This is a genomic window from Photorhabdus aballayi (assembly GCF_026153155.1).
Classification (GTDB): Bacteria; Pseudomonadota; Gammaproteobacteria; order Enterobacterales; family Enterobacteriaceae; genus Photorhabdus; species Photorhabdus luminescens.
In genome coordinates this window covers 19,124-42,079 of sequence record NZ_JAPFCD010000005.1, presented here as the reverse complement: position 1 = coordinate 42,079, position 22,956 = coordinate 19,124, and the positions used below count along the sequence as shown (strand labels likewise).

The following is a 22,956-nucleotide window of genomic DNA, read 5'->3' as shown; positions in this document are numbered from 1 at the left end:
TATATGGGTTTATTTTTATATTTAAACACAATATATAGTAAATTGAAGTGGAATAATCACGTTCTTATTTGATCTGAAACAAAGAATGGAGACCTATATTTAAGGTCCGGTGGCAAGTACAACTCCTTGGTCAGCAACTAACCAAAGAGTTGTAGAAAACAGGATAGAGATTATTTACGAATTGCGATTGCTTCGATTTCGATTTTAACGTCTTTTGGCAGACGGGCTACTTCAACGCAAGAACGTGCCGGGAAAGATGCATTGTGTTCTTTGAAGAATGCTTCATAAGTTGCGTTAACGGTACCGAAGTCATTCAGGTCTTTAACGAAGACAGTTGTTTTAACAATGTCACTTACAGTGAGACCTGCTTTCTCAACGATAGCTTTAACATTTTCCAGTGATTGACGAGCTTGAGCGGCGATATCTTCTGCGACATCACCTGTTTCGGGATTGACTGGGATCTGGCCGGAAGTGATGACCATATTGCCTAGATCAACACCCTGAACATATGGACCAATTGCAGCAGGGGCTTTATTGGTATTAATCTCGTATGACATAGATTCTCCTGTTAATGTGATAACTATACCCGTTATCTTTCAAGTTGCCTTTTTGTTGGCTGCACTCACTCACCCCGGTCACATAGTTTGCTATGCTCTCGGGGATTCGCTCCCTTGCCGTCGCGATGCATCTTGAAATCCATAGGATATAAATGAATATTTCATCAAGGGTACTATTATAGTGTCCGCTTCTGCCTCAGCAACTGACATAGGGAGTTTAATCGTTGAGTATCACGACATTGCGGTCAAATTCTTTCTCGCAGTATTTGCAGGTTAGCACCACATCTTCCACTGTCACTTTAACTCGGAAACTGCTTTCTACGGGTTCATTGTGGCTGATGCAGTTGCTGTTGGGGCAGACTAATACGTTATCGATACGCTCAGGCAAGTTAATAGGAAGTTTCTTCACAACTTCATAGTCTTCAATACAATTCACCGTTGCATTCGGCGCATACATAGCAAGCTGGTTAGCTTGTTGTTCTGTCAGGAATGTATTTTCGATTTTGATGAGATCTTTTTTACCGAGTCGATTGGAAGGCAAATTCAGGCCGATGGTAATGCGTTGATCGGTTTCAGTTAGCTTAAACAGAGAGAGTAGTTTGAAGCCGACCTGAGCCGGGATATGGTCAATCACCGTACCGCATCTAATGGCTTCGACTTGTAGTTTATGATCTTGGGTCATAGGTTTTGTATGAATACATTTTAGTGACAACTTTCTGTATTCATCCTCCAGAATATTGTTAGGAATCGACACGTCTTTCATTTTAGGCGGTGGTACCTCGTTTATCCAGATAAAGCGTCGGTGATTCAGTACTACAAATTGTTCCCAATCTCCTCCTGACAGGACAATCTATCAAGGAATATTAGGAGGCCATATCACCGCAGAGAGCGTGAGTTAGCACAGAAATAATGAAGTTTCATGAGTTATTTTGAAGTACAGAGATAATCTGATTACCAGGGACCAACTTACACCCTGCGTTGATCATGACAACGCAGGGAAAATGAACAGCGAGCATTAAGTTTTGATTTTGGAAAGGCGATAATTTCCCGCTCTTTGGTGCTTGGCGTTATATTGATTGGCACTTGGCTGCTACAGTAAAGACCTAACATAGAAAGTATACGAGAAACCAAGTTTCCAAGATCATTAGACAAGTCTTTTTCAAGACGATTTTCGATAACCGCTTCACTAATAATGCCATCAGAGCCGAAGGGCACTTCACGCACCAGAACGAAACGCAGAACGTTAGTACTGTATTTCTCAGCGGCTGAAAAAGGAGTAACCCCATTGCCGAGCGATTTACTCATTTTGCGGCCATCACTGCCTAAGAGGTGACCTGACACATAAAGCTTTTTATAAGGCATTAGTTCTAGGGCTTTACACATTGCAAGCCAGAATAATGTATGTGGTTTTAGGATATCCTTGCCAATAATATGCCGGACAGTAGGCCAGAAATGGTTAAGGGCGTTTTCCCGAGTCGTCAGAGGGGATACATAAATGAGTAAGGCATCAAACCACACATAGTGACATGTTCCAGATAGTTGCTCATTTTGAAAAAGTAATTGATCTCGGTTCTTTTCTCTGGTGGATCTTTATCTTCGGGAAGCTTCCTATCAACCAGCTCTTTTTCTGTAACTTGGTGAGCCAAAAACAGAAGCGTTTTTCCTGTGCAAACCAACGCTGGATGACCCGAAATTCGAATCGACCACGCCGACAGATGAAATCCAGCACCTCATTGCGGGCGGTTTTTTCAAGAAAAGTGTCACTGAAGAATTGTATTAACTGAGGTTTTGTGGAGATAATTGTCATCGGCTTTATTCTCTGATCTCGGTCTTTTGTTTGGCGACAATTATCAGATCATAAATAAAGCCTTTTTTCTATCTAAAATAACAGGTTGCTGCTAAAGATCCTGTTTATGAAGCGTTACTGTGTACGTAAGTCGGTAATAAATCTTCCCTTACGTCTTATCCCATCCATAAAACGAGAAAAAGGAACAAGTTCAATGCTTAGATAGTGTTGTGGCAGTTTTGCATGAGGGAAAAGCCGGTTAACAGACTCGTGAATAACGGTGCTAGGATCGATATGGTTTTTATCGTGATTCATACAGGAAACGACAATCGTAGCCTTGTCATCATAAATTTCGAGACACAACTTGAGTAAAGGTAGCTCGTTTTCTATGTCTTTAATCAGCTTATAGATGTCGGTTTCCGTAATAAACGTATTGCCGAAAGGATATTGTTTTAGGTAGCGTCTTCCATGAATACTGAACTTACGATCTTCATGTCCCGGTGGATCGATCCATTCTGCGTAATCTCCGACCTCGACGCGGATGGCCGGTGCCGCAGTACGGAGCAGGCTGGTCACCACAGCAAGCCCTGTTTGTCCCGGTTCTTCAATGACCTCCTTCGTGACTGGATCGACAATTTCCAGGATGCATGTTTGCGGACAGACGCAAAATTCGTTCAGAGAGAAGCCATGTTTCTGTAGGCCAATCAGGCCAGTCTCAGTTGTGGCATATATAAATGGGATAATAACGGCTTCAGGGAACGCAGCCTGAATAAGTTCAGCTTGTTTGCCATAAAACAGCTCTCCCGTACATAAGATGCGTTTTACCTCAGGTGCAGTTATTCCTTGGCTTTGTAGATGATGTGCAAGGCCAAGAAAGATAGAGTTGATACCAGTCAGGACATTTGCCGAAAACTTCTGCCAAGTACTGATGAGATAGTCGAAAGGCTGATCAGAGCCAAGTGGTAATTCGCTACAGCGTCCCGGAAACTGTTCGATGGTACCGTGAACAAACATAAAGGAAGCACTATTGTCCACACACAGATTTGCGATGATATCTCCGTCTTTTATGAAACCAAACTTCCAATAATAGTTTGCTAGCATCTTCATTGCAGTCTGCCATTCATCTCGCCCAAACAGCGTAGCTTTAGGTTTCCCCGTTGTGGCAGAGGATTGATAGATAATGCCTGCGCTCGTATCGGTATTAAAGAAACGGATGGCATCTTTGTTGTGAACAATTTCCATTAATCTTTCATGAGAAAGGACCGGCAGATCCAACAGAGTGGCGCTTTCAGGACTTAGATCAGCGTAAAGTTCTCTGTAAAGCGGTGAATTTGCTTGTGCTAGTGCAACAATTTGTTTCAATGTCCAAATAGTCATCATGTTTCCTCTACTGGTAGAATTATAATTTCGGGTTTAGTGTCTGTTGTGTCTGGCTGGCGGTATTTATGACAGACTTCTCTGACCTTATTGCAGAAATCCTGCATCTGTGGGGCAGAAACATTGGCATTGGGCATAATTCTCAGGCCAGCTTTATCTCGGGGTACAATCGGGAAGAAGACAGCATAAGTGTAATAGCCTGCTTCTGGCAGTGCTCGTGCTCTGCGAACGAATGTTATTTTTATTTCTATCGTGTTTTAATCGTCCGTCACGTAGCTCAGCTCCGAATTGAAATGAAGATGGATCATCTCCAATAATAATAACAACCTGGTCAGGAACATTTACACCCAGGTATATCCATTCAGGTACGATAAAAGGCTCAGGAAAAGGTTTCTTATCAGGCATTTTTATAAGTCATGAAGAATTAATATTTTTAGTGCCTAGTCTATTTAAAAAAATTATCACATTACAATCCAATTTATAATTAAAATAAAATGAAAATGTGATATGAAACACACTAATATGATGAAATCATAATGGATGTATATAATTTAAATAAAAACCAGTAGTTATAATTTATTAGATAAATCTTGTCATAAATACTTCCGCTAGAATATGTTCATTTATCTATAAAATATTCATAAAAAGGTTTCTTATTTAGCATTTTTATAGGCTATGATGTGTTTAAGTTATTATTGTTAATGTTGAAATTTAAGTTGGGTTAAATAGTTTGCGGAGGGATTTCGGCAGCTATTTACACTTCATGCTTTTTTGTTTTTTTAGTGTAATTATTGGGGGATTGCAAAATAACTAATATAGTAAGTATCTGTTTTATATTTAAAATTAATGGATAACATAGGATTTAAAGTTGTCATTTAAAGTTTAATAAATTATTTAATGCTTAAAGGATTAATTATTGAAATTGAACTGATTTTATAAACAATTGAATATGATTAATATTTATTTTAAACATTAATAAGTATAGGGGTTTTATAGTTAAAAGAATATCTAATCTTAATGATACAATTAAATATTCAATGAATATAAATAACTTTTCATAATTATGATGCCTCTATTTTATTGTTCTCTATTATTCCTGTGGAAAATTTTTTATTATCTTTTTTTAAAGGCTGAATTTAAATTATTTTTCAGGTTAAAAGATAATTATTTAACGAATTTTAATTTTATCTTGCCCGTTAATGGGCAAGAAGTATTTTAGATTAACTTAAATATAAAATTAACATGGTCAATTATATTCTCGTTACTTTAATCATTCCTTTAAAACTAAAGATAATAGAGCCTGACGAGCATAAATGCCATTCTCAGCCTGTTGGAAATAATAAGCATAGGGTGTTTTATCTACATCGACAGTAATTTCATCAATACGAGGCAAAGGATGCAGGACTTTGAGATTCTCTTTCGCGCCGAGCAGATCGGAGGAGCGCAGAACAAATTGTGCTTTTACGTTGGCATATTCGGATGGATCGAGGCGCTCTTTCTGTACTCGAGTCATATAAAGAATATCTAGCTCCGGTAATACTTCTTCAATATTAGCGTGTTGGCTATAGGTCGCACCTTTTTCATTCAGCATATGAAGAATATGATTTGGCATTGCCAATGCTTCCGGGGCGATAAAATAAAAGTGATTGCCATTAAATTTCGCCAGCGCTTGTGATAGAGAATGGACAGTGCGGCCATATTTCAGATCGCCAACCATAGCGATATTCAAACTATCCAGCCGTTGCTGAGTTTCCTGAATGGTGAACAGATCCAGCAAGGTTTGAGTTGGATGTTGGTTGGCGCCATCACCGGCATTGATAATCGGAGTGTCACCGGAAAACTCAGAGGCCAGACGTGGTGCGCCTTCCTGTGGATGGCGTATCACGATGGCGTCAACATATTGGCTGATAACGGAAATAGTATCGGCTAGTGTTTCACCTTTTTTACCCAAGGAGGTGTTACTGCTATCTGAAAAACCGACAACTGAAGCGCCAAGGCGGTGGATTGCTGTTTCAAAAGAGAGGCGAGTACGGGTGGAGGCTTCGAAGAAACAACTGGCGATAACCTTGGGTTTCAGCAATTCAGGTTGTGGTCTGGCTTTCAGTGCAGCAGCAGTCTGCAACACCAATTCCAGATCTTCGCGGCTCAGATCATTTATTGAGATGATATGTTTGCGATATAACGGATTAGCCATTTTTCACTCTCCTCTAATGCTGACATCCGGGGCGGCAATCATGAATTGATTACCAGGCAAAAAAAAGCCCCTCAATGAGGGGCGTTAAATGATTGGTTTAGCAACGGGAAAACAATGACGGCTGGCTGTCTTCCTTCAGGCAGTTGTGCTTGATGACAAAAATAAGCGCTGTCTTTCATGATTTCTCCCGGCAAATTGTCGCGCATTATACTCGTGAAAAATCTTACAGCAAGCATTTGACCGAAGAAAAATAATATTAGCAGGATCATATCTTTAAAGACATAATCCTGCCGATATCCCAACTAATTAGATTTTAAGATCATTTGCTAGCGTTGCTACCATTACCGCTTTAATGGTATGCAGGCGATTTTCTGCTTGATCAAACACAATGCTGTGCTCTGATTCAAAAACTTCATTGGTAACTTCCAGCCCTCCATACATATTAAATTCAGCCGCGAGCTGTTTGCCTAATATCGTTTCTTCATCATGAAATGCTGGCAGGCAGTGCAGGAATTTTACTTGTGGATTGCCTGTCATGTTCACCACATCCATATTCACTTGATAAGGTTTCAGTAGGTCAATACGTTGTTGCCAAACTTCTTTTGGTTCTCCCATAGAAACCCAGACATCGGTATAAAGAAAATCAGTATGTTTAACCCCTTCGGCGACATTTTCCGTCAGAGTAATTTTACCTCCTGTTTTTTCAGCCAGTTTCTGACATTCAGTAACCAGTGTGGCGTTGGGCCAGCACTTTTCAGGGGCAATCAACCGAACATCCATGCCCGTTAGCGCCGCGGCTTCTAGCATGGTATTACCCATATTATTACGGGCATCCCCCAAGTAGGCGAATTTGATTTCTGACAAGGGTTTTTCTGGTTGATGTTCCTGAATAGTTAGCAGATCCGCCAGTAGCTGAGTAGGGTGAAATTCATCTGTTAGCCCATTCCATACTGGAACGCCTGCATATTTTGCCAGTGATTCAACGATTGTCTGGGCATAGCCGCGATATTGAATACCGTCATACATACGGCCAAGTATACGGGCGGTATCTTTGATCGATTCTTTATGACCAATCTGGTTGCCACTGGAACCGAGGTAGGTGATATTTGCTCCTTGATCGAAAGCGGCCACTTCAAATGAGCAGCGGGTACGGGTGGAATCTTTTTCAAAAATCAGCACGATGTTTTTGCCTGTTAACAGAGCCTTTTCTGTGCCAGATTTTTTAGCCGATTTTAATTCAGCAGCTAGCTTTAGCAAGGCATGAATTTCTGCTGAGGAAAAATCAAGTAACCTTAGGACATGACGCTGATAGAACGGATTCATTGTTTGGTGTCTCCGTATTTGTTGTTTGCATTTAAATTCAATCTATATCTATAAAAATGCAATTTCAACTCCGTATTAGATTTCTTTGATGTAAACAGTGGTTAGCCCGCCTGTGGTGTGGGAGAATGAGGATTGGGACGGCCAACTGCTTGAGGATATTTGGTATGGCAAATCAAAGAGACTTAGAAGAACAACGCGAAGAAACGCGCCTTATTATTGAAGAATTACTGGAAGATGGTAGTGATCCTGATGCACTTTATGCCATTGAACATCACTTTTCTGCTGAGGACTTTAGTCTGTTGGAAAAGGCGGCGGTTGAAGCCTTTAAACTGGGTTATGAAGTGACTGATGCGGAAGAATTGGAAGTCGAAGATGGTACAATTCTGATGTGTTGTGATGTTATCAGTGAGTGTGGATTGAATGCAGAGATGATTGATGCTCAGGTTGAACAGTTGGTGAATCTGGCTGAAAAAATCGGCATTAATTATGACGGTTGGGGCACTTACTTCGAAGATCCTGATGAGCAAGATGAAGATGATTTGCCGGAGCAGGGTGAGAGTAGACTTCATTAGTATAATCAGTATGTTAAGAATCCTGTGTTAACTCTGGTCGTGATTGATGCATGTGATTCAAAACAAAATAGTCCTTATCTGCTTTGGCGAATAAGGACTATTGCATTTTAAATATACCCTATGGATTTCAAGATGCATCGCCACGGCAAAGGAGTGAATCTCCGGGAGCATAGCGAACTATGTGACCGGGGTGAGCGAGTGCAGCCAACAAAGAGGCAACTTGAAAGATAACGGGTATAGACTACCTTATCAAACCATGTTCCCTGACTTTTGAAAGAATGGTTCCTCTCCTAATTTGGTTTGCTTCGGTGACTTCCCTTTTTAATTCTTGTCCTAACTCATTCGAAACCAGATCCTTATGTTTTTCTGCGAGCTCGCTTAATTCTTCTGCGGTGTGAACAACTCCGGTGATTTTCCATGCCAATGACAGACCTTTGAATGCCACTTTGGCTACCGGATGCGGTACGACCGCGGCGGCGGTGTCCAGTGTGGCGCCGACTGTCGCACCTAGCGATGCCCCGGTAATTAGCGTATCTGTTGCGACCTCTTTTAGATCATCAGTTGCTTTTTGCAGCTCTTCCAATTTTTCTGGGGTGACGGTAGCAGTAGCGGCACTTGCCTTAAATACCTTTTTTATCCCCTCGAAAGTAAGACTAAAATTGTTAATTGCATCGGTGCCTGCGGCTTTTGTGAGCTCAGTTTTGTTTAGTTCACCGACATTGCCAGCCGCGGCAAATTCTCCGGCAGCCGCGACTAAACTTGCTCCCTCTTTTATTGCTTGCGCTCCTGGGATTTGTCCTTGTGCAAGGTGTTCTGCGGCTTCTTTACGTCCAGCGATGTTATGGGCCATTTGCTGGATGGGGCTATAGTTTTCTTTTAGCGCGCTTGCTTTTTGGGTGATTTTGCTGACTTGTTGATCACCGTAGGATTCAGAGGCAGGAGATGGCATCTGAGGTCTTTCAACTTGTTGATTTTTGTATTTGTAAAGTTCGTATGCCATACCGCCAACGCCTAATGCGCCTGTTGCTACGGTTTTAAATATACGCCCATCTTCGTCTATACCAGTCATTGGATTATTTCTTACCATACGGTACAGATTCAGGCCATCGACTGTTCCCGCCGGGTCAGCGCTTAACCATCTACCGGCCCACGGTTGATAATAGCGGTAGCCGTAATAGTACAATCCTGTTGCATCACGCTCTTTGCCGGAATAACGAATGGTTTTGTAGCCGGCTTCAATCTGCTTTCTTGATGCCCATATTGCGGTGCCGCCATAGGGGTAATACTCTTCCCAACTGATAATTTCTCCGTGTATATCCAGTTCTAATTCGCTGCTGTGTGTAAGATTATCGTAGCTGTATCTGACTTGATCGTTATCTATGCCAGCGGGTTGGCCTTTTTCCCAGTGTAGTACGCGTACTTGTGCTCTCCCTGCTTGCCCGACAGTAATAACTTGCAGGTCTTCGGTGATATTGGCGCCGCTCTGTGTGGTATGTAATTCTAATCCTGGCAGGTAAGTGACTCGTTGTTGTGTGGCATTGGGTGTTTGTTGTTCATTTATTTTCAGTCGCCGCATTCCGTCACTGCCATAGCGGTACCGCTCGTGTGAGGTGTTGCCATTCTGGCTCACTTGTTGTAGTTCTCCTCGTGGGGTCCAGTTTAAGGATTGCCCTGATAACAGACTGGTTTGATGACCACCTGCATCAAAGAATGTATCAACGAGATTGGGATCGTTGGTTAGGGTGCTGAGGACACCGCGGTTATTTCGGTTTGAGATAGTGATATCTGTGGTGTAGTTATTGTTGCTTGCTGGAGCGCTATGCCGGATTTGTATCAGGTTGCCGCTATCGTCGTAGGTGTAAATGCGAGTGTAGTTAGTATAGGTATTGTCATCGGTAGGAAGAGGGGTAATTAAAGGAGGGAGCTGGCTTCCTTGCTGACCAATGTTAGCCATTTCGCGGCCGGTTGCTTTGATGAGTTGGTAGAGAGAATCATAGGAATATGCATTTTCCGGTACTATTTTTTGATTACGCCAGAATCGAGTGGCTTCTGCGTCATTACGAATATTGATTACATTGCCAACCGGATCATATTCATAACGTAAATCTTGTAGTGGTTTTGTACTATCTTTAGTCCGGTGGGTTGTAATGTTAATTAATCGTTGGGTCTCTGGTTCATAGGTATATTCCGTAATAACGCCGTTGCCGTGTTCTTCTCGTAATTTTTGTCCGGCTGCTGACCAGGTAATAGATTGCACAATCACTTTTTCGGATTGGCCTTTTAGTGTTAACCAGCTACCTTTCAATTGACCTGCTACATCATAGGCCAGCCGTTGTATATTTCCTTTGGCATCGATTTGGGTTAGCAGAGCGCCAATAGCATCAGTTTTATTTTGAGTAGTGAATATGTTGTTATTCAGTTTTGTACGCCAACTATTTTCATCATCACCGTGCCAATCGGCTTCCTGATCGTCGGCTATTAATTGACGAGATTGTGATAAAGCTGCTCCCGTCAAGGACAGACTTTCCAGTTGTACCAGCCCCGCAGTGTCGTAATGGCGTATACATTGCCCGGCGAGATTCTGGTTTTTCTCTGTCTCTGTGTTATTTGCCCAAATAAGGCGTTCCGTGGTTTTCTCGTTCTTTTGTATTGACTCGGTGACAGCCAGCAAGCGGCCGGGCAAGGTATTATCTTCATAGTGATGGGTCTGACGAGTGCCGGTTGCATTGATAGTCAGTACTGGGCGTCCTTCGATATCATTTAAGGTAATTGTCCGGCCAGCATCAATACTTTCTTCACGCAGCGTATTTCCAGCAAGGTTAAAGACACGCGAGAAGTTTGAGCCACTCTGATTTTTATATCTACGTGGATCTGTGCTTTTCACTTGAAATCCTTGAGGATTAAATTCATAGCGAGTGATCAATTCGTTGCTATTGGTTTCATCAGCTTGGGTACGCAGGTATTCCAGCGAACATATATTCAACCCTCGATTATCTAGCACGTTGACAGATGGAGTATTTCGGTTAATTGCAGAATTGTAACGACTCATATTGCAGCTCCTTATGTTGTTTTAGTCTGTTAGCTGGTTTAATAGTAACGACCTGAGACTTTACTATGGAATGAATAAAATCTTTAACAGAATAGTATGGTAATTTTTGAAATTGACAGTATGAGAATTAGTATTTCAATAGATAGTGATAGAATGGTAAAGGGGAAAGAAATTATTTTTATTAAATGATGTTTTTACAGCCAAATAAATATTTTAATTATTTAATTGTGATTAAGTAGAAATTAATTAATAACCACCTTGAATATATATTTAAAGTAATCATTAACGAGAAAATACTAATTTAATAATGATTAGAGTTTTTTGAGTGTAAAAACAGTAATAATTAATTGATAAATAGAAAACCACCTCTTGCAAGCAGAGGCGGTTATTTTCTTATTTGGAAACATCGGTACCGAAATACTGAGTAGAAATGCGTAGATAGGTGCCATCGGCTTTGATATCAGCTAGTGCTTTATCGATAGCGGCTTGCAATTCTGGTTCGCCTTTACGAATTAGCACACCGACTGAATCGCCATTGGGTTCGGTTGCAACAACTTTTACCGGCGCATTGGGTCTGTGTTTCCTAAAATCGAGATAGGACAGATTATCGTTGATAGTGGCATCAGCCCTGCCTGTAGCAACCAAATCGATTGCCTGATTAAACCCTTCGGTAGGAACGATTTCCGCCCCGAAACGTTTTGCTAATTGGGCGTAATTGCTGGTTAAACTATGGCTTGAGGTTTTACCTTTCAGATCGCTGAACGTTTTTATATTGTCATTATTTTTCCGGGTGATAAGTACAGCTTTAGATATGATATACGGCGCGGAAAAATCATATTTCTTTTGGCGTTCTGGCGTAATAGCGACCTGATTAAGTACCGCGTCATAGCGTTTGGCATCCAGCCCGGCAATAAGCCCGTCCCACTTGCCTTCGGTAAACTCGGCTTTGACATTCAGACGTCGTGCGATTTCGCGGCCAATATCAATATCAAATCCAGTCAAGGCTCCAGAGGCATCGTGATAGGTAAATGGCGGATAGGTTCCTTCGGTAGCGATTTTGAATACACCTGTTGATTTAATATTATCAAGGCCAGAATCTGCATGCGCAGAATAAGCAATGCCGAATTGAATAACACCCGCTAATAATGCGGTAAGTAACGTTTTCATCTTTTTTCTCCAAACTGTTAAAAAATTTATTTGATAGTCATCAATTGATTCTCAGATCAATTACGGCAAAGTTATTTTAACGGTGGGTTATATTTCCCAATCCGGTAAGGTATTGGTTAAGGTTGAAACAAATTCCACAGTACGTTGTTTAAGGGCATGGGTGAAAATCGTTTTCGACGTTCCTGATTCGACAATTTCCCCGGATTCTAAAAATATGACGTCGTGGGCAAGATTTGCTGCTAAACGCAGATCATGGGTAGCCATTAACATCGTGGTTCCTTCTTTAGCCAACTGTTTTAATACGGCGACAACTTCCTGTGATAATTCTGGATCAAGCGCGGAAGTTGGCTCGTCGCATAATAACACTTTGGGCGAAGGCGCTAGTGCCCGGGCAATCGCTACGCGCTGTTGCTGACCACCGGATAGTGTGGCTGGAAAGACATCGGCCTTGTGTGACATGTCGACCTTTTCCAGTAGTTCAAGCGCTCGCTGTTTAGCCTGTTCACGCGACCATTTTTGAACCCAGATTAACCCTTCCATAATGTTTTCAATGACTGTGAGGTGAGGGAAAAGCTGAAAGTTTTGAAACACCATGCCGGTTTGTTGGCGAATCCGTTGTATATCCTTGTGAGCAATCCGTCCTTTTCCGGTGAAGGTCATGCTTTCATTGCCGATCTGGAGCTTCCCGGCTTGGGGAGTTTCTAATAAGTTGATGCAGCGTAATAGCGTGCTTTTGCCGCTTCCAGATGGGCCAATTAGTGCCGTCAGGCTGCCTTCCTCAATGGTGAGATCGATTTTTTTCAGGACCTTGTGCCCGTCAAAACTTTTTTCAATGCCGGAGAGTTGGATCATTTTTTAATTCCTGTGTGTCACTCTTTTGCGAAAATTTCTTTTCCAGACGGGCTTGTAGTGATGACAACACTGAACTGATTATCAGATAAAGTATTGCCGCTTCAGTATAAAGAATGAGAGGTTGATAAGTCACCGCAGCAATACGTTGTGCAGCAAGGAAAAGCTCCGGTACGGTAATGACTGAGGCCAGTGAAGTATCTTTCACCAGTGAAATAAATGTGTTTGAGAGTGGTGGAATCGCGATTCTTGCTGCTTGAGGTAGAATAATCCGACGTAATGATTGTGTCCAGCTCATACCGATAGAATAAGCCGCTTCCCACTGTCCTTTTGGTACAGACAATAAAGTCGCGCGAATCACCTCGGAGGTATAGGCGCCAATATTCAACGTGAAACCAATCACCGCTGAGGTGAATGCGCCTAACGTAATGCCGACGCTAGGTAAGGCGTAAAAAATAAGAAACAGTTGTACCAGCAACGGTGTGCCGCGGATCAGCCAGACGTAGAATTTTGCGACGGCAATAAGCGGTTTTGGCCCGTAAAGCCGGATAAGCGCTACGATAAAACCTAGTATGATACCGAGAGTAAAGGTAATAAGCGTTAGTGGAATAGTGAAAGTAAAACCCGCATAAAGCATAGGCCAAAAAGAATCGAGTACTAGATTGAACCAAGAGGGCTCCATATATTTTCCCTATCGTGTGTAATAATACCCTTTATCTTTCAAGCTGCTGCTTTGTTGGCTGCTTTCACTCACCCCAGTCACATCGTTATCTATGCTCCTGGGGATTCGTTCACTTGCCGCCGCGCTGCAACTCGAAATCTATTAGGTATAACAATATATTTATATGTGATTTTTTTAAATATCATATGGCAAGCTGTGAATTTGTATATATAAAATAAAGTTATATCATATTGTCATTTTTGATATATAAAATAATTTTTATAAATTAATATGTTTTATATTTAATTCAAATAATTACTTATTATTCAATTCAACGGAATTAATGATAAAGTTCCCTGGTCAGAATTTGTCTTCAATCTCCAGGAAACTTTATATTTGAGAGCGGGAATATTTCACTTATTCGGGAGGATTATCGCCAAAATAGTGAGCCCAGATACGCTGGTAAGTACCATCGGCTTTGATGTCAGTGATTGCTTGATCAATAGCAACTTTTAATTCTGGCTCCCCCTGACGAAGTAAAACCGCTGTCTGCCCTGCATTGGGGCTGGTGGCGATAATTTTTACTGGTGCGTTTGGTTTATGCTTTTTATAGTCCAGATAAGATAGATTATCATTAATAGTGGCATCGGCTCTGCCGGTACTCACCAATTCGATTTCCTGACTAAATCCATTCGTGCCAATAATTTCTGCACCGTTATCTCTTGCTATTTGGGCGAAGTTGTTGGTTAGAGTATGTGCTGAGGTTTTGCCTTGTAAATCACTGAATGTTCTTATGTTATTGTTATCTTTATTAATGATAAGTACTGCTTGCGATGTGATATAGGGGATGGAGAAGTCATATTTTTTCTTGCGCTCGGGTGTAATCGTAATTTGATTAATTACTGCATCAGAACGTCCAGCATCCAACCCGGCAATTAGTCCGTCCCATTTTCCTTCAATAAATGTTGGTTTGACATTCAACCGGTGTGCAATTTCACGGCCAATGTCGACATCAAAGCCGGTTAAAGTACCTGAGGCATCGTGATAAGTAAATGGTGGATAAGCTCCTTCAGTTGCTATTTTGAATATGCCGGTGGATTTAATCTTATCAAGGGTTGATTCTGCATTAGCTGAATGTACGAGACTGAGTTGGATAGTACTTGCCAATAATAGAGTAAGAATTGTTTTCATTTTATTTCTCCGTGTTGTTATAAATTAGTGAATTAATTTATTGCGTTGGAAATGTGTGATCCTTGTGGACTTCATGTCTGTTTTGGTTGCTGCTTGTACTCTATATTGACTATTTATTGCCACCTTAATAATGCCAACTGAAATATACCCGTCATCTTTCAAGTTGCCTCTTTGTTGGTTGCGCTCGTTCACCCCAGTCACATAGTTATCTATACCCGTCATCTTTCAAGCTGCCTCTTTGTTGGCTGCACTCACTCACCCCGGTCACATAGTTATCTATGCTCCCGGGGATTCGCTTCTTTGCCGTCGCGATGCAACTTGAAATCCATTGGGTATATGCTCCCGGGGATTCTCTCCCTTGCCGTCGCGATGCATCTTGAAATCCATAGGGTATAGAATATTCCGAATAATAAACAATTGAGTATTGAGTTAAACTAAAGTTGCATTATTGTTTGCATTTTTACTTGTAATAATATATTTATATGATTTTATTCTCTATATAATATGCTAAATCCAATGATTTATATATAAAATAAAATTATATCATATTGTCATTTAAGATGTATAAATATGGAAAAGAATAAAACAGATGATTATTCATGTTAATAGAATCGATATTGTTATTTTCAATATACTTGATGGTTATTATATAGAATCGGTTGAATTTACATTTTATTATTAATTTTATCGTTTACTATTTAAATTAAAAAGCCACTGACAATGAATTGCAGTGGCTTTGGTGGAAATTTATTTTTTATGAATATTACAATGCGGCAATCGTTTCTTTCTGAGCCAGCAGCTTCTCTTTTGATGTATTGCAGCTTGCCAGACGTTCACGCTCTTTGGCTACAACAGCTTCGGGCGCACGGCTAACGAAACCTTCATTTGACAGTTTACCTTCAATGCTGCCAATTTCTTTATCCAGCTTCTCAATCTCTTTATTCAAACGGCTTAGTTCAGCTTCTTTATCCACTAAGCCAGCCATTGGGATTAATACTTCTGCGCCATTAATCAGTTTAGTGACAGAAATCGGCGCTTCTTCACCCGCAGACAAAAGCGTGACAGAAGATAAGCGGCCCATTGCCTGAATAAAATTCAGGTTTTCCGCTACACGACGTTGTGCATCAGCATCGGCATTACGTAGCAAAACTTCCAATGGTTTGCCTGGGGCGATATTCATTTCAGCACGGATATTACGTACTGCAATAATCGCTTCCTTAATCCATTCCAGATCGTTCAGCGCCAACTCATCCGTTTTCGCTAGATCAAATTCAGGGAACGGTTGCAGCATAATGGTATCTGCCTTAATCCCTTTAACCACTTTCACCCGTTGCCAGATGGTCTCGGTGATAAATGGAATAATCGGGTGAGCCAGACGCAATAATCCTTCCAGAACTTCAATCAGAGTATGACGAGCGCCACGAACTTCCGCCTCCGAACCTTTGTTAATTGCCGGTTTAGAGAGCTCCAGATACCAGTCACAGAACTGGTTCCAGGTGAATTCATAAAGAATATTGGCAGCCATATCGAAACGATATGTATCCAGTGCTTCACGGTAAGCTTTTACTGTCTGGTTAAATTCAGCCAGAATCCAACGATCAGCCAGTGATAACACCATTTCACCGCCATTTTGGCCGCAATCCTGACCTTCTGTGTTCATAAGAACAAAGCGGCTGGCATTCCACAATTTGTTACAGAAATTACGGTAACCTTGCAGGCGTTTCATATCCCAGTTGATATCACGACCTGTTGAAGCCAGCGCTGCTAATGTAAAGCGCAGGGCATCGGTACCATGCGCTTCAATACCTGTCGGGAATTGCTTCTCGGTACGTTTACGGATTTTTTCAGCCAATTGTGGCTGCATCATATTGCCAGTACGTTTTTCTAGCAGATCTTCCAGAGAAATACCGTCAACCATGTCCAGTGGGTCAATGACATTCCCTTTGGATTTTGACATCTTCTGACCTTCGTCATCCCGGATAAGGCCAGTCATATAGACCGTCTTAAATGGAACCTGAGGTTTGCCATTTTCATCTTTGATGAAATGCATGGTCATCATGATCATACGGGCAATCCAGAAGAAAATAATATCAAAGCCACTCACCAACACATCGGTTGGGTGGAAGGTCTTCAATGCGTCAGTTTGTTCAGGCCAACCAAGGGTAGAGAAAGTCCATAAACCGGAAGAGAACCAAGTATCCAGTACATCTTCATCCTGGTTTAAAGAGATATCCTCGCCCAGATTGTTTTCACGACGGACTTCTTCTTCACTGCGACCGACATAAACATTACCGTTGGCGTCATACCATGCCGGGATACGGTGGCCCCACCATAATTGGCGAGAGATACACCAATCCTGAATATCGCGCATCCAGGAGTAGTACATATTTTCATACTGTTTAGGTACAAACTGGATATCGCCATTTTCAACGGCTTCGATAGCCACTTTCGCCAGAGGCGCGGTACGAACATACCATTGATCAGTCAGCATGGGTTCAATAACCACTCCGCCGCGATCGCCATAAGGAACGGTCAGATCATGAGCTTTAATTTCAACCAGCAAACCCAGTCTTTCGAACTCAGCCACAATAGCTTTACGGGCGGCAAAACGCTCTATGCCTTGATATTCAGCCGGAATATCAGAACTGTAACTATCAGAAATCTCGCCATGAGTATCGAAAACTTCTACTTCATGACGGATGTTGCCATCCAGAGTCATGATATTGATCATCGGCAGAGCATGACGTTTACCCACTTCATAGTCATTGAAGTCATGGGCAGGTGTGATTTTTACACAACCGGTACCTTTTTCCATATCCGCATGTTCATCACCGACAATAGGAATGCGGCGGTTAACTAATGGCAGAATGATTTCTTTGCCGATTAAATCCTTATAACGCGGATCTTCCGGGTTAACAGCTACGCCGGTATCGCCTAACATAGTTTCAGGCCGGGTAGTTGCAACGATCAGGTAATCTTTCCCTTCTGCGGTTGTGACACCATCGGCCAATGGATAACGTAAATGCCACATAGAACCTTTAACTTCACGATTCTCAACTTCCAGATCGGAAATTGCAGTGTGCAACTTCGGGTCCCAGTTAACCAGGCGCTTACCGCGATAAATGAGATTTTCTTGATACAAACGGACAAAGGCTTCTTTTACGGCGTTGGATAGACCTTCATCCATAGTGAAACGCTCGCGCTCCCAGTCAACGGAGTTACCCAGACGACGCATCTGATTGGTAATCGTGCCGCCGGATTCTGCTTTCCACTGCCAGATCTTATCGATAAACGCATCACGGCCATAATCGTGACGGGTTTTGCCTTCTTCTGCTGCGATCTTGCGCTCAACCACCATTTGAGTAGCAATACCTGCGTGGTCAGTACCGGACTGCCACAAAGTATTTTTACCCTGCATTCGCTGATAACGGATCATGGTATCCATAATGGTTTGTTGAAACGCATGGCCCATATGCAGGCTACCGGTCACGTTTGGTGGTGGGATAACAATACAAAAACTCTCACGGCTAGTATCGCCGTTAGGCTTGAAGTAACCACTTTTCTCCCAATGGTTATAAAGAGGCTGCTCAATTTCTTTAGGATTGTACGTCTTATCGAGAGATGGCTCGGCTTGCGTTTGAGTTGCGGGTGTTTTTTCCATTTTATCTTGATACTTAGTATGTTGGCGGCGTTGCCATGGTCAAATTAAAGCCGACGCTACGATATGATTTATATCGTTCACGCGCCAACTGTTTCAAATTTTCATCTATAGGAACGAAGTCTATCACTTCATGGAAAGCGGTGGCAAAGTCTGCAAATTGCGGCAACAGATTTATTAGGATATCACGGGGCGCATTTCCCCGTTTTTGCGGCCAACATAACTCAACCGGCGCGCCATACCTTGGCCCTTCGCCAGCAAGATTATGTGGGACGAACTGATGAGGCTCCCGTTGCCATAAGGCTTCATCTAACTTTTCTGCCTGTTGCTGATTTTCACAGGCAATGAGCACCCGTTTTCCTGCTCGCCATTGGTCAGCCGCAAATTGACATGCCAGCCATTCGTGAGCTTGCAAATCTGCCTGAGGTGATGGCTGTTCCAGTAAATAAAACGTGGCACTTTTCATAATGTCTCTGTTACGGAGAAAGGGCATTGTCAAATGCCCTTTTGATAAGCTAAGCGGGGAATCAAATTAATCGTCGTTATTGATACCGGCACTTCCTGCCCGATTTAACAGGAATTGTGACAGTAGTGCAACCGGGCGACCTGTTGCGCCTTTTGCTTTACCTGAACGCCAGGCCGTACCTGCGATATCCAGATGGGCCCAGTGATATTTTGTTGCGAAGCGGGACAAGAAACAGGCGGCGGTAATCGCACCACCCGCACTGCCGCCGGTATTCGCCAGATCGGCAAAGTTAGAATCGATTTGCTCAAGAAACTCGTCAGTCATTGGCAGGCGCCATGCGCGATCGCCGGCTTGTTCTGAAGCATTGAGTAACTCATGGGCCAATGGATTATGGTTGGATAACAATCCACTGTAATGGTTACCAAGAGCTGTGATGCAAGCACCGGTCAGTGTAGCGATATCAATGACTAATTCTGGATCAAAACGTTCAACGTAAGTTAATGCGTCGCACAGAACCAGACGGCCTTCGGCATCGGTGTTGAGTACCTCGACAGTCTGACCAGATAGGGTGGTTAAAATATCTCCAGGTCGGTAAGCGCGGCCGCCTGGCATATTCTCGCAACCAGCCATGACACCAATGACATTGAGCGGCAATTGTAGCTCAGAAACGACGCGCATCACGCCATAAACTGTTGCAGCCCCACACATATCGTATTTCATCTCGTCCATGCCGCCCGCAGATTTGATTGAAATACCGCCGGAGTCAAAAGTCAGTCCCTTGCCAACCAGGATGATGGGTTTGGCATTTTTATCAGAACTGCCTTTATATTCCATGACTGACATCAGAGATTCATTTTGAGAACCTTGACCAACCGCCAGATAGGCATTCATGCCTAGCTCTTTCATCTGCTCTTCACCAATCACTTTTGTTGTAATATGGCTATTGGCAGAATCTGCGAGCTGGCGTGCCTGAGAAGCCAGATAAGCTGCATTACAGATATTGGGTGGCATATTACCAAGATCTTTGGCCGCTTTGATACCGGCAGCAATGGCAAGGCCGTGCTGGATTGCACGTTCACCGCTGGTTAGCTCCCGACGGGTCGGAACATTGAAAACCATTTTACGCAGTGGGCGGCGCAACTCATTTTTATTACTTTTTAGCTGGTTGAAAACATAGAGAGACTCTTTTGCTGTTTCCACCGCTTGACGTACTTTCCAATAATTATTGCGGCCTTTAACATGCAATTCTGTTAAGAAGCAAACAGCTTCCATTGAACCCGTTTCATTGAGGGTATTGATAGTTTTCTGAATAATCTGTTTATACTGGCGTTCATCCAATTCGCGCTCTTTACCACAGCCGATAAGCAGAATACGTTCAGATAACACATTGGGAACATGATGCAGCAGCAGTGATTGACCAACTTTGCCTTCTAGTTCACCGCGGCGCAGCAATGCACTGATGTAACCATCACTTATTTTATCGAGTTGTTCAGCGATAGAGGAAAGGCGGCGAGGTTCGAAAACGCCGACAATGATACATGCACTACGTTGTTTTTCCGGGCTACCGCTTTTTACACTAAACTCCATGCGTTCTCCTGAATCTTAAAGACAAAGACGGATGCTATCGCTAAAATATAGCGTTCCGCATTAATCTACCCCATAGAAAATTAACTATTTATGTTAAGCTAAGCGCACTATTTGTTATTGTTTAGCTAACTATATAAGTATGTTCTGACTGGGAACCTGAATATGGAATGCTTCGATATCATTTTAGCAGTGAGGAAGCCAAACTGATGCACATAATAAATGGTATATATACAATGAAGTTAGCGATTTTCCTGCAAAAAGACAAGTTTTCACAGGCGTAATAAGCGTGATCATCATTAGATATCTGGTACGGGAAACCCTGAAAAGCCAAGTTGCGATACTCTTTATCCTTTTACTGATCTTTTTCTGTCAAAGATTAGTCGAAATTTTGGGTGCCGCAGTGGAAGGGGACGTCCCGGCAAATTTAGTTTTATCCTTGTTAGGATTAGGTGTGCCTGAAATGGCGCAGTTGATTTTGCCCCTGAGTCTGTTTCTTGGGATATTGATGACTTTCAGTAAACTCTATACTGAAAGTGAAATAACTGTTATGCATGCGTGTGGTTTGGGCAAGCGTGTGCTGGTGGTTTCGGCGCTTATTATGGCGTTGTTAACTTCCGTGTTAGCGGCAGTGAATGTCATTTGGGTCATGCCGTGGTCTTCGAAATATCAGGAACATGTGGTGGCTGATGCTAAAGCTAATCCAAGTTTAGCGGCTATCATGGAAGGGCGGTTCAAACCTTCCGAAGATGGTAATCTGGTGCTCTATATTGGCAACGTGCACGGCAATAAATTTGAAAACGTATTCCTTGCCCAACTTCGTCCCGTTGATAACCAGCGTCCTTCCGTGGTGATCTCTGATGGCGGTCATATGGTGGAGCGGCCTGATGGCAAACAGGTGGTTATCCTCAATCATGGCACCCGTTATGAAGGCACGGCGATGTTGCGTGATTTTAGGATCACTGAGTTCCATGATTATCAAGCCATTGTCGGACATCAAACTTCAATCGTAGATAGTAATAAAGTTGAACAGAAGTCTATTGTTCAGTTATGGCAGGATGATGATAAGCATTCCCGCGCTGAGTTCCATTGGCGTCTGACTCTGGTGCTCTCGGTACTGATTATGGCCATGATGGTTGTACCGTTAAGTGTGGTAAACCCGCGTCAAGGGCGGGTACTCAGTATGTTGCCTGCGATGCTGCTATATCTAATTTTCTTCTTACTACAAAGTTCTCTGCGTTCTAACGGCAGTAAAGGCAAATTGGACCCTCTTATCTGGATGTGGTTAGTTAACGGGGCTTATTTAACGCTGGCGCTGGTTCTCAATATTTGGGATACCTTGCCGATGCGTAGGATTCGGGCTCGTTTCAAAGGCAGAGGAGTAGCCTGATGTTTGGTGTATTAGATCGTTATATCGGGCGGACTATTCTACAGACTATTCTGATGACGCTGTTTATGCTGGTATCGCTTTCCGGCATTATTAAGTTTGTTGATCAGCTAAGAAAAGTGGGGCAGGGGGAATATACCACTATTTCCGCGGGTCTTTATGCTCTGTTAAGCGTACCGAAAGATATTCAGATATTCTTCCCGATGGCCGCTTTGCTTGGCGCCTTACTGGGTCTTGGTACGCTGGCGACCCGTAGTGAATTGGTGGTCATGCAGGCGTCTGGATTTACCCGCATGCAGATTGCTGGCTCAGTAATGAAAACCGCTATTCCGTTGGTGATCCTGACTATGGTTATCGGTGAATGGGTCGCGCCACAAGGTGAACAGATGGCACGTAATTACCGGGCTCAGAAGATGCTTGGTGGTTCTCTGGTTTCAACAACGAAAGGTATGTGGGCGAAAGATGGGGATGATTTTATCTACATCCAGCGGATTGTGAGTGATACAGAGATTAAAGGCGTCAATATCTATCATTTTAGTGATGATAAAAAACTACTCTCTGTAAAGTATGCGGCCAGTGCGGTTTATGATGAAGATAGCGACCTGTGGAAGCTTTCTCAGGTGGAAGAATCCGATCTGACAGACAGTAAAAAAATCACTGGCTCACAACGTCTTTCTGCTGATTGGAAAATTCTCCTGACGCCAGAACAGTTGAATGTGGTGGCGCTTGAACCTGAAGCGCTTTCCATCAGCGGCTTATATCAGTACATCAAGTACCTTAAGCAGAGTGAACAGGAGTCAGGTCGTTATCAACTGAATATGTGGAAAAAAATATTTGCGCCACTTTCTGTTGCAGTGATGATGTTGATGGCGCTCTCTTTCATCTTCGGACCACTGCGTAGTGTGCCGATGGGAGTGAGGATAGTAACAGGGATAAGCTTTGGTTTCCTATTTTATGTACTTAATGAGATCTTTGGTCCACTGAGCTTGGTGTACAACATGCCTGCGGTTTTGGCGGCACTGTTGCCAAGCTTATTGTTCCTTACTGTGAGTATTTATTTACTCCTTAAGAGACAGTAGCTTTTAGCAATCAAGGCACCATAGGGATAGGGTTTTTGGTTAAGAAGAACCCTATC

The 22,956-nt window shown here is 42.6% G+C and carries 17 protein-coding genes; 3 read left to right on the top strand and 14 right to left on the bottom strand.

Going from position 1 to position 22,956, the window contains the following annotated elements:
- Positions 1 to 170 precede the first annotated feature (170 nt).
- The 6 genes from ridA to argF all read right to left on the bottom strand — a co-directional run bounded on the left by ridA (position 171) and on the right by argF (position 7,237).
- Positions 171 to 557, bottom strand: a complete 387-nt coding sequence (gene ridA, locus OO184_RS04270; protein ID WP_088374136.1) for a 2-iminobutanoate/2-iminopropanoate deaminase — start codon at positions 555 to 557, stop codon at positions 171 to 173.
- 217 nt (positions 558 to 774) lie between these two features.
- A complete protein-coding gene (gene pyrI, locus OO184_RS04265; RefSeq protein WP_265378220.1) occupies positions 775 to 1,239 on the bottom strand; it encodes an aspartate carbamoyltransferase regulatory subunit in 465 nt (154 codons plus the stop codon).
- A gap of 284 nt (positions 1,240 to 1,523) precedes the next feature.
- Positions 1,524 to 2,075: a class I tRNA ligase family protein gene (locus OO184_RS04260; protein ID WP_265378122.1), complete on the bottom strand. Its 552-nt coding sequence runs from the start codon at positions 2,073 to 2,075 to the stop codon at positions 1,524 to 1,526.
- Positions 2,076 to 2,478: 403 nt separating this feature from the next.
- On the bottom strand, positions 2,479 to 3,723 hold the full coding sequence (locus tag OO184_RS04255) for a phenylacetate--CoA ligase family protein (RefSeq protein ID WP_265378121.1): 1,245 nt from the start codon (positions 3,721 to 3,723) through the stop codon (positions 2,479 to 2,481).
- Positions 3,724 to 4,990: 1,267 nt separating this feature from the next.
- On the bottom strand, positions 4,991 to 5,914 hold the full coding sequence (gene pyrB / locus OO184_RS04250; RefSeq protein ID WP_265378120.1) for an aspartate carbamoyltransferase: 924 nt from the start codon (positions 5,912 to 5,914) through the stop codon (positions 4,991 to 4,993).
- A 306-nt stretch (positions 5,915 to 6,220) separates the two neighbouring features.
- Positions 6,221 to 7,237, bottom strand: a complete 1,017-nt coding sequence (gene argF, locus OO184_RS04245) for an ornithine carbamoyltransferase (protein ID WP_265378119.1) — start codon at positions 7,235 to 7,237, stop codon at positions 6,221 to 6,223.
- Positions 7,238 to 7,401: 164 nt separating this feature from the next.
- Here argF and rraB point away from each other — a divergent pair, with 164 nt between their 5' ends.
- Positions 7,402 to 7,809: a ribonuclease E inhibitor RraB gene (gene rraB / locus OO184_RS04240; protein ID WP_049585133.1), complete on the top strand. Its 408-nt coding sequence runs from the start codon at positions 7,402 to 7,404 to the stop codon at positions 7,807 to 7,809.
- Between the two features lie 241 nt (positions 7,810 to 8,050).
- Here the strand turns inward: rraB and OO184_RS04235 are convergent, their stop codons facing one another.
- The 8 genes from OO184_RS04235 to pepA all read right to left on the bottom strand — a co-directional run bounded on the left by OO184_RS04235 (position 8,051) and on the right by pepA (position 20,437).
- Positions 8,051 to 10,858, bottom strand: a complete 2,808-nt coding sequence (locus OO184_RS04235; RefSeq protein ID WP_283256216.1) for an RHS repeat domain-containing protein — start codon at positions 10,856 to 10,858, stop codon at positions 8,051 to 8,053.
- A gap of 393 nt (positions 10,859 to 11,251) precedes the next feature.
- A complete protein-coding gene (locus OO184_RS04230) occupies positions 11,252 to 12,025 on the bottom strand; it encodes an amino acid ABC transporter substrate-binding protein (RefSeq protein WP_265378118.1) in 774 nt (257 codons plus the stop codon).
- Between the two features lie 87 nt (positions 12,026 to 12,112).
- Positions 12,113 to 12,877, bottom strand: coding sequence for an amino acid ABC transporter ATP-binding protein (locus OO184_RS04225; RefSeq protein WP_265378117.1), 765 nt, complete (start codon positions 12,875 to 12,877; stop codon positions 12,113 to 12,115).
- Positions 12,855 to 13,556, bottom strand: coding sequence for an amino acid ABC transporter permease (locus OO184_RS04220; RefSeq protein WP_265378116.1), 702 nt, complete (start codon positions 13,554 to 13,556; stop codon positions 12,855 to 12,857). The genes OO184_RS04225 and OO184_RS04220 overlap by 23 nt, the downstream gene beginning before the upstream one ends.
- 396 nt (positions 13,557 to 13,952) lie before the next feature.
- Positions 13,953 to 14,726, bottom strand: coding sequence for an amino acid ABC transporter substrate-binding protein (locus tag OO184_RS04215; protein ID WP_265378115.1), 774 nt, complete (start codon positions 14,724 to 14,726; stop codon positions 13,953 to 13,955).
- 763 nt (positions 14,727 to 15,489) lie between these two features.
- Entirely contained in the window at positions 15,490 to 18,387 is a 2,898-nt protein-coding gene (locus OO184_RS04210; RefSeq protein WP_265378114.1) for a valine--tRNA ligase, read from the bottom strand.
- Positions 18,388 to 18,400: 13 nt separating this feature from the next.
- Positions 18,401 to 18,850 carry a DNA polymerase III subunit chi gene (locus OO184_RS04205; protein WP_011148563.1) on the bottom strand — a complete coding sequence of 150 codons (450 nt, stop codon included), beginning with the start codon at positions 18,848 to 18,850 and terminating at the stop codon, positions 18,401 to 18,403.
- Between the two features lie 66 nt (positions 18,851 to 18,916).
- Entirely contained in the window at positions 18,917 to 20,437 is a 1,521-nt protein-coding gene (pepA, locus tag OO184_RS04200; RefSeq protein ID WP_088374147.1) for a leucyl aminopeptidase, read from the bottom strand.
- A 286-nt stretch (positions 20,438 to 20,723) separates the two neighbouring features.
- Here pepA and lptF point away from each other — a divergent pair, with 286 nt between their 5' ends.
- Both lptF and lptG read left to right on the top strand, forming a co-directional pair.
- Complete coding sequence (gene lptF / locus OO184_RS04195; RefSeq protein WP_265378113.1) at positions 20,724 to 21,824, top strand: LPS export ABC transporter permease LptF; 1,101 nt, start codon at positions 20,724 to 20,726, stop codon at positions 21,822 to 21,824.
- Positions 21,824 to 22,900 (top strand): LPS export ABC transporter permease LptG, encoded by a 1,077-nt coding sequence (gene lptG / locus OO184_RS04190; protein WP_265378112.1) that lies wholly within the window; start codon positions 21,824 to 21,826, stop codon positions 22,898 to 22,900. The genes lptF and lptG overlap by 1 nt, the downstream gene beginning before the upstream one ends.
- The last annotated feature ends 56 nt before the right edge of the window (positions 22,901 to 22,956 follow it).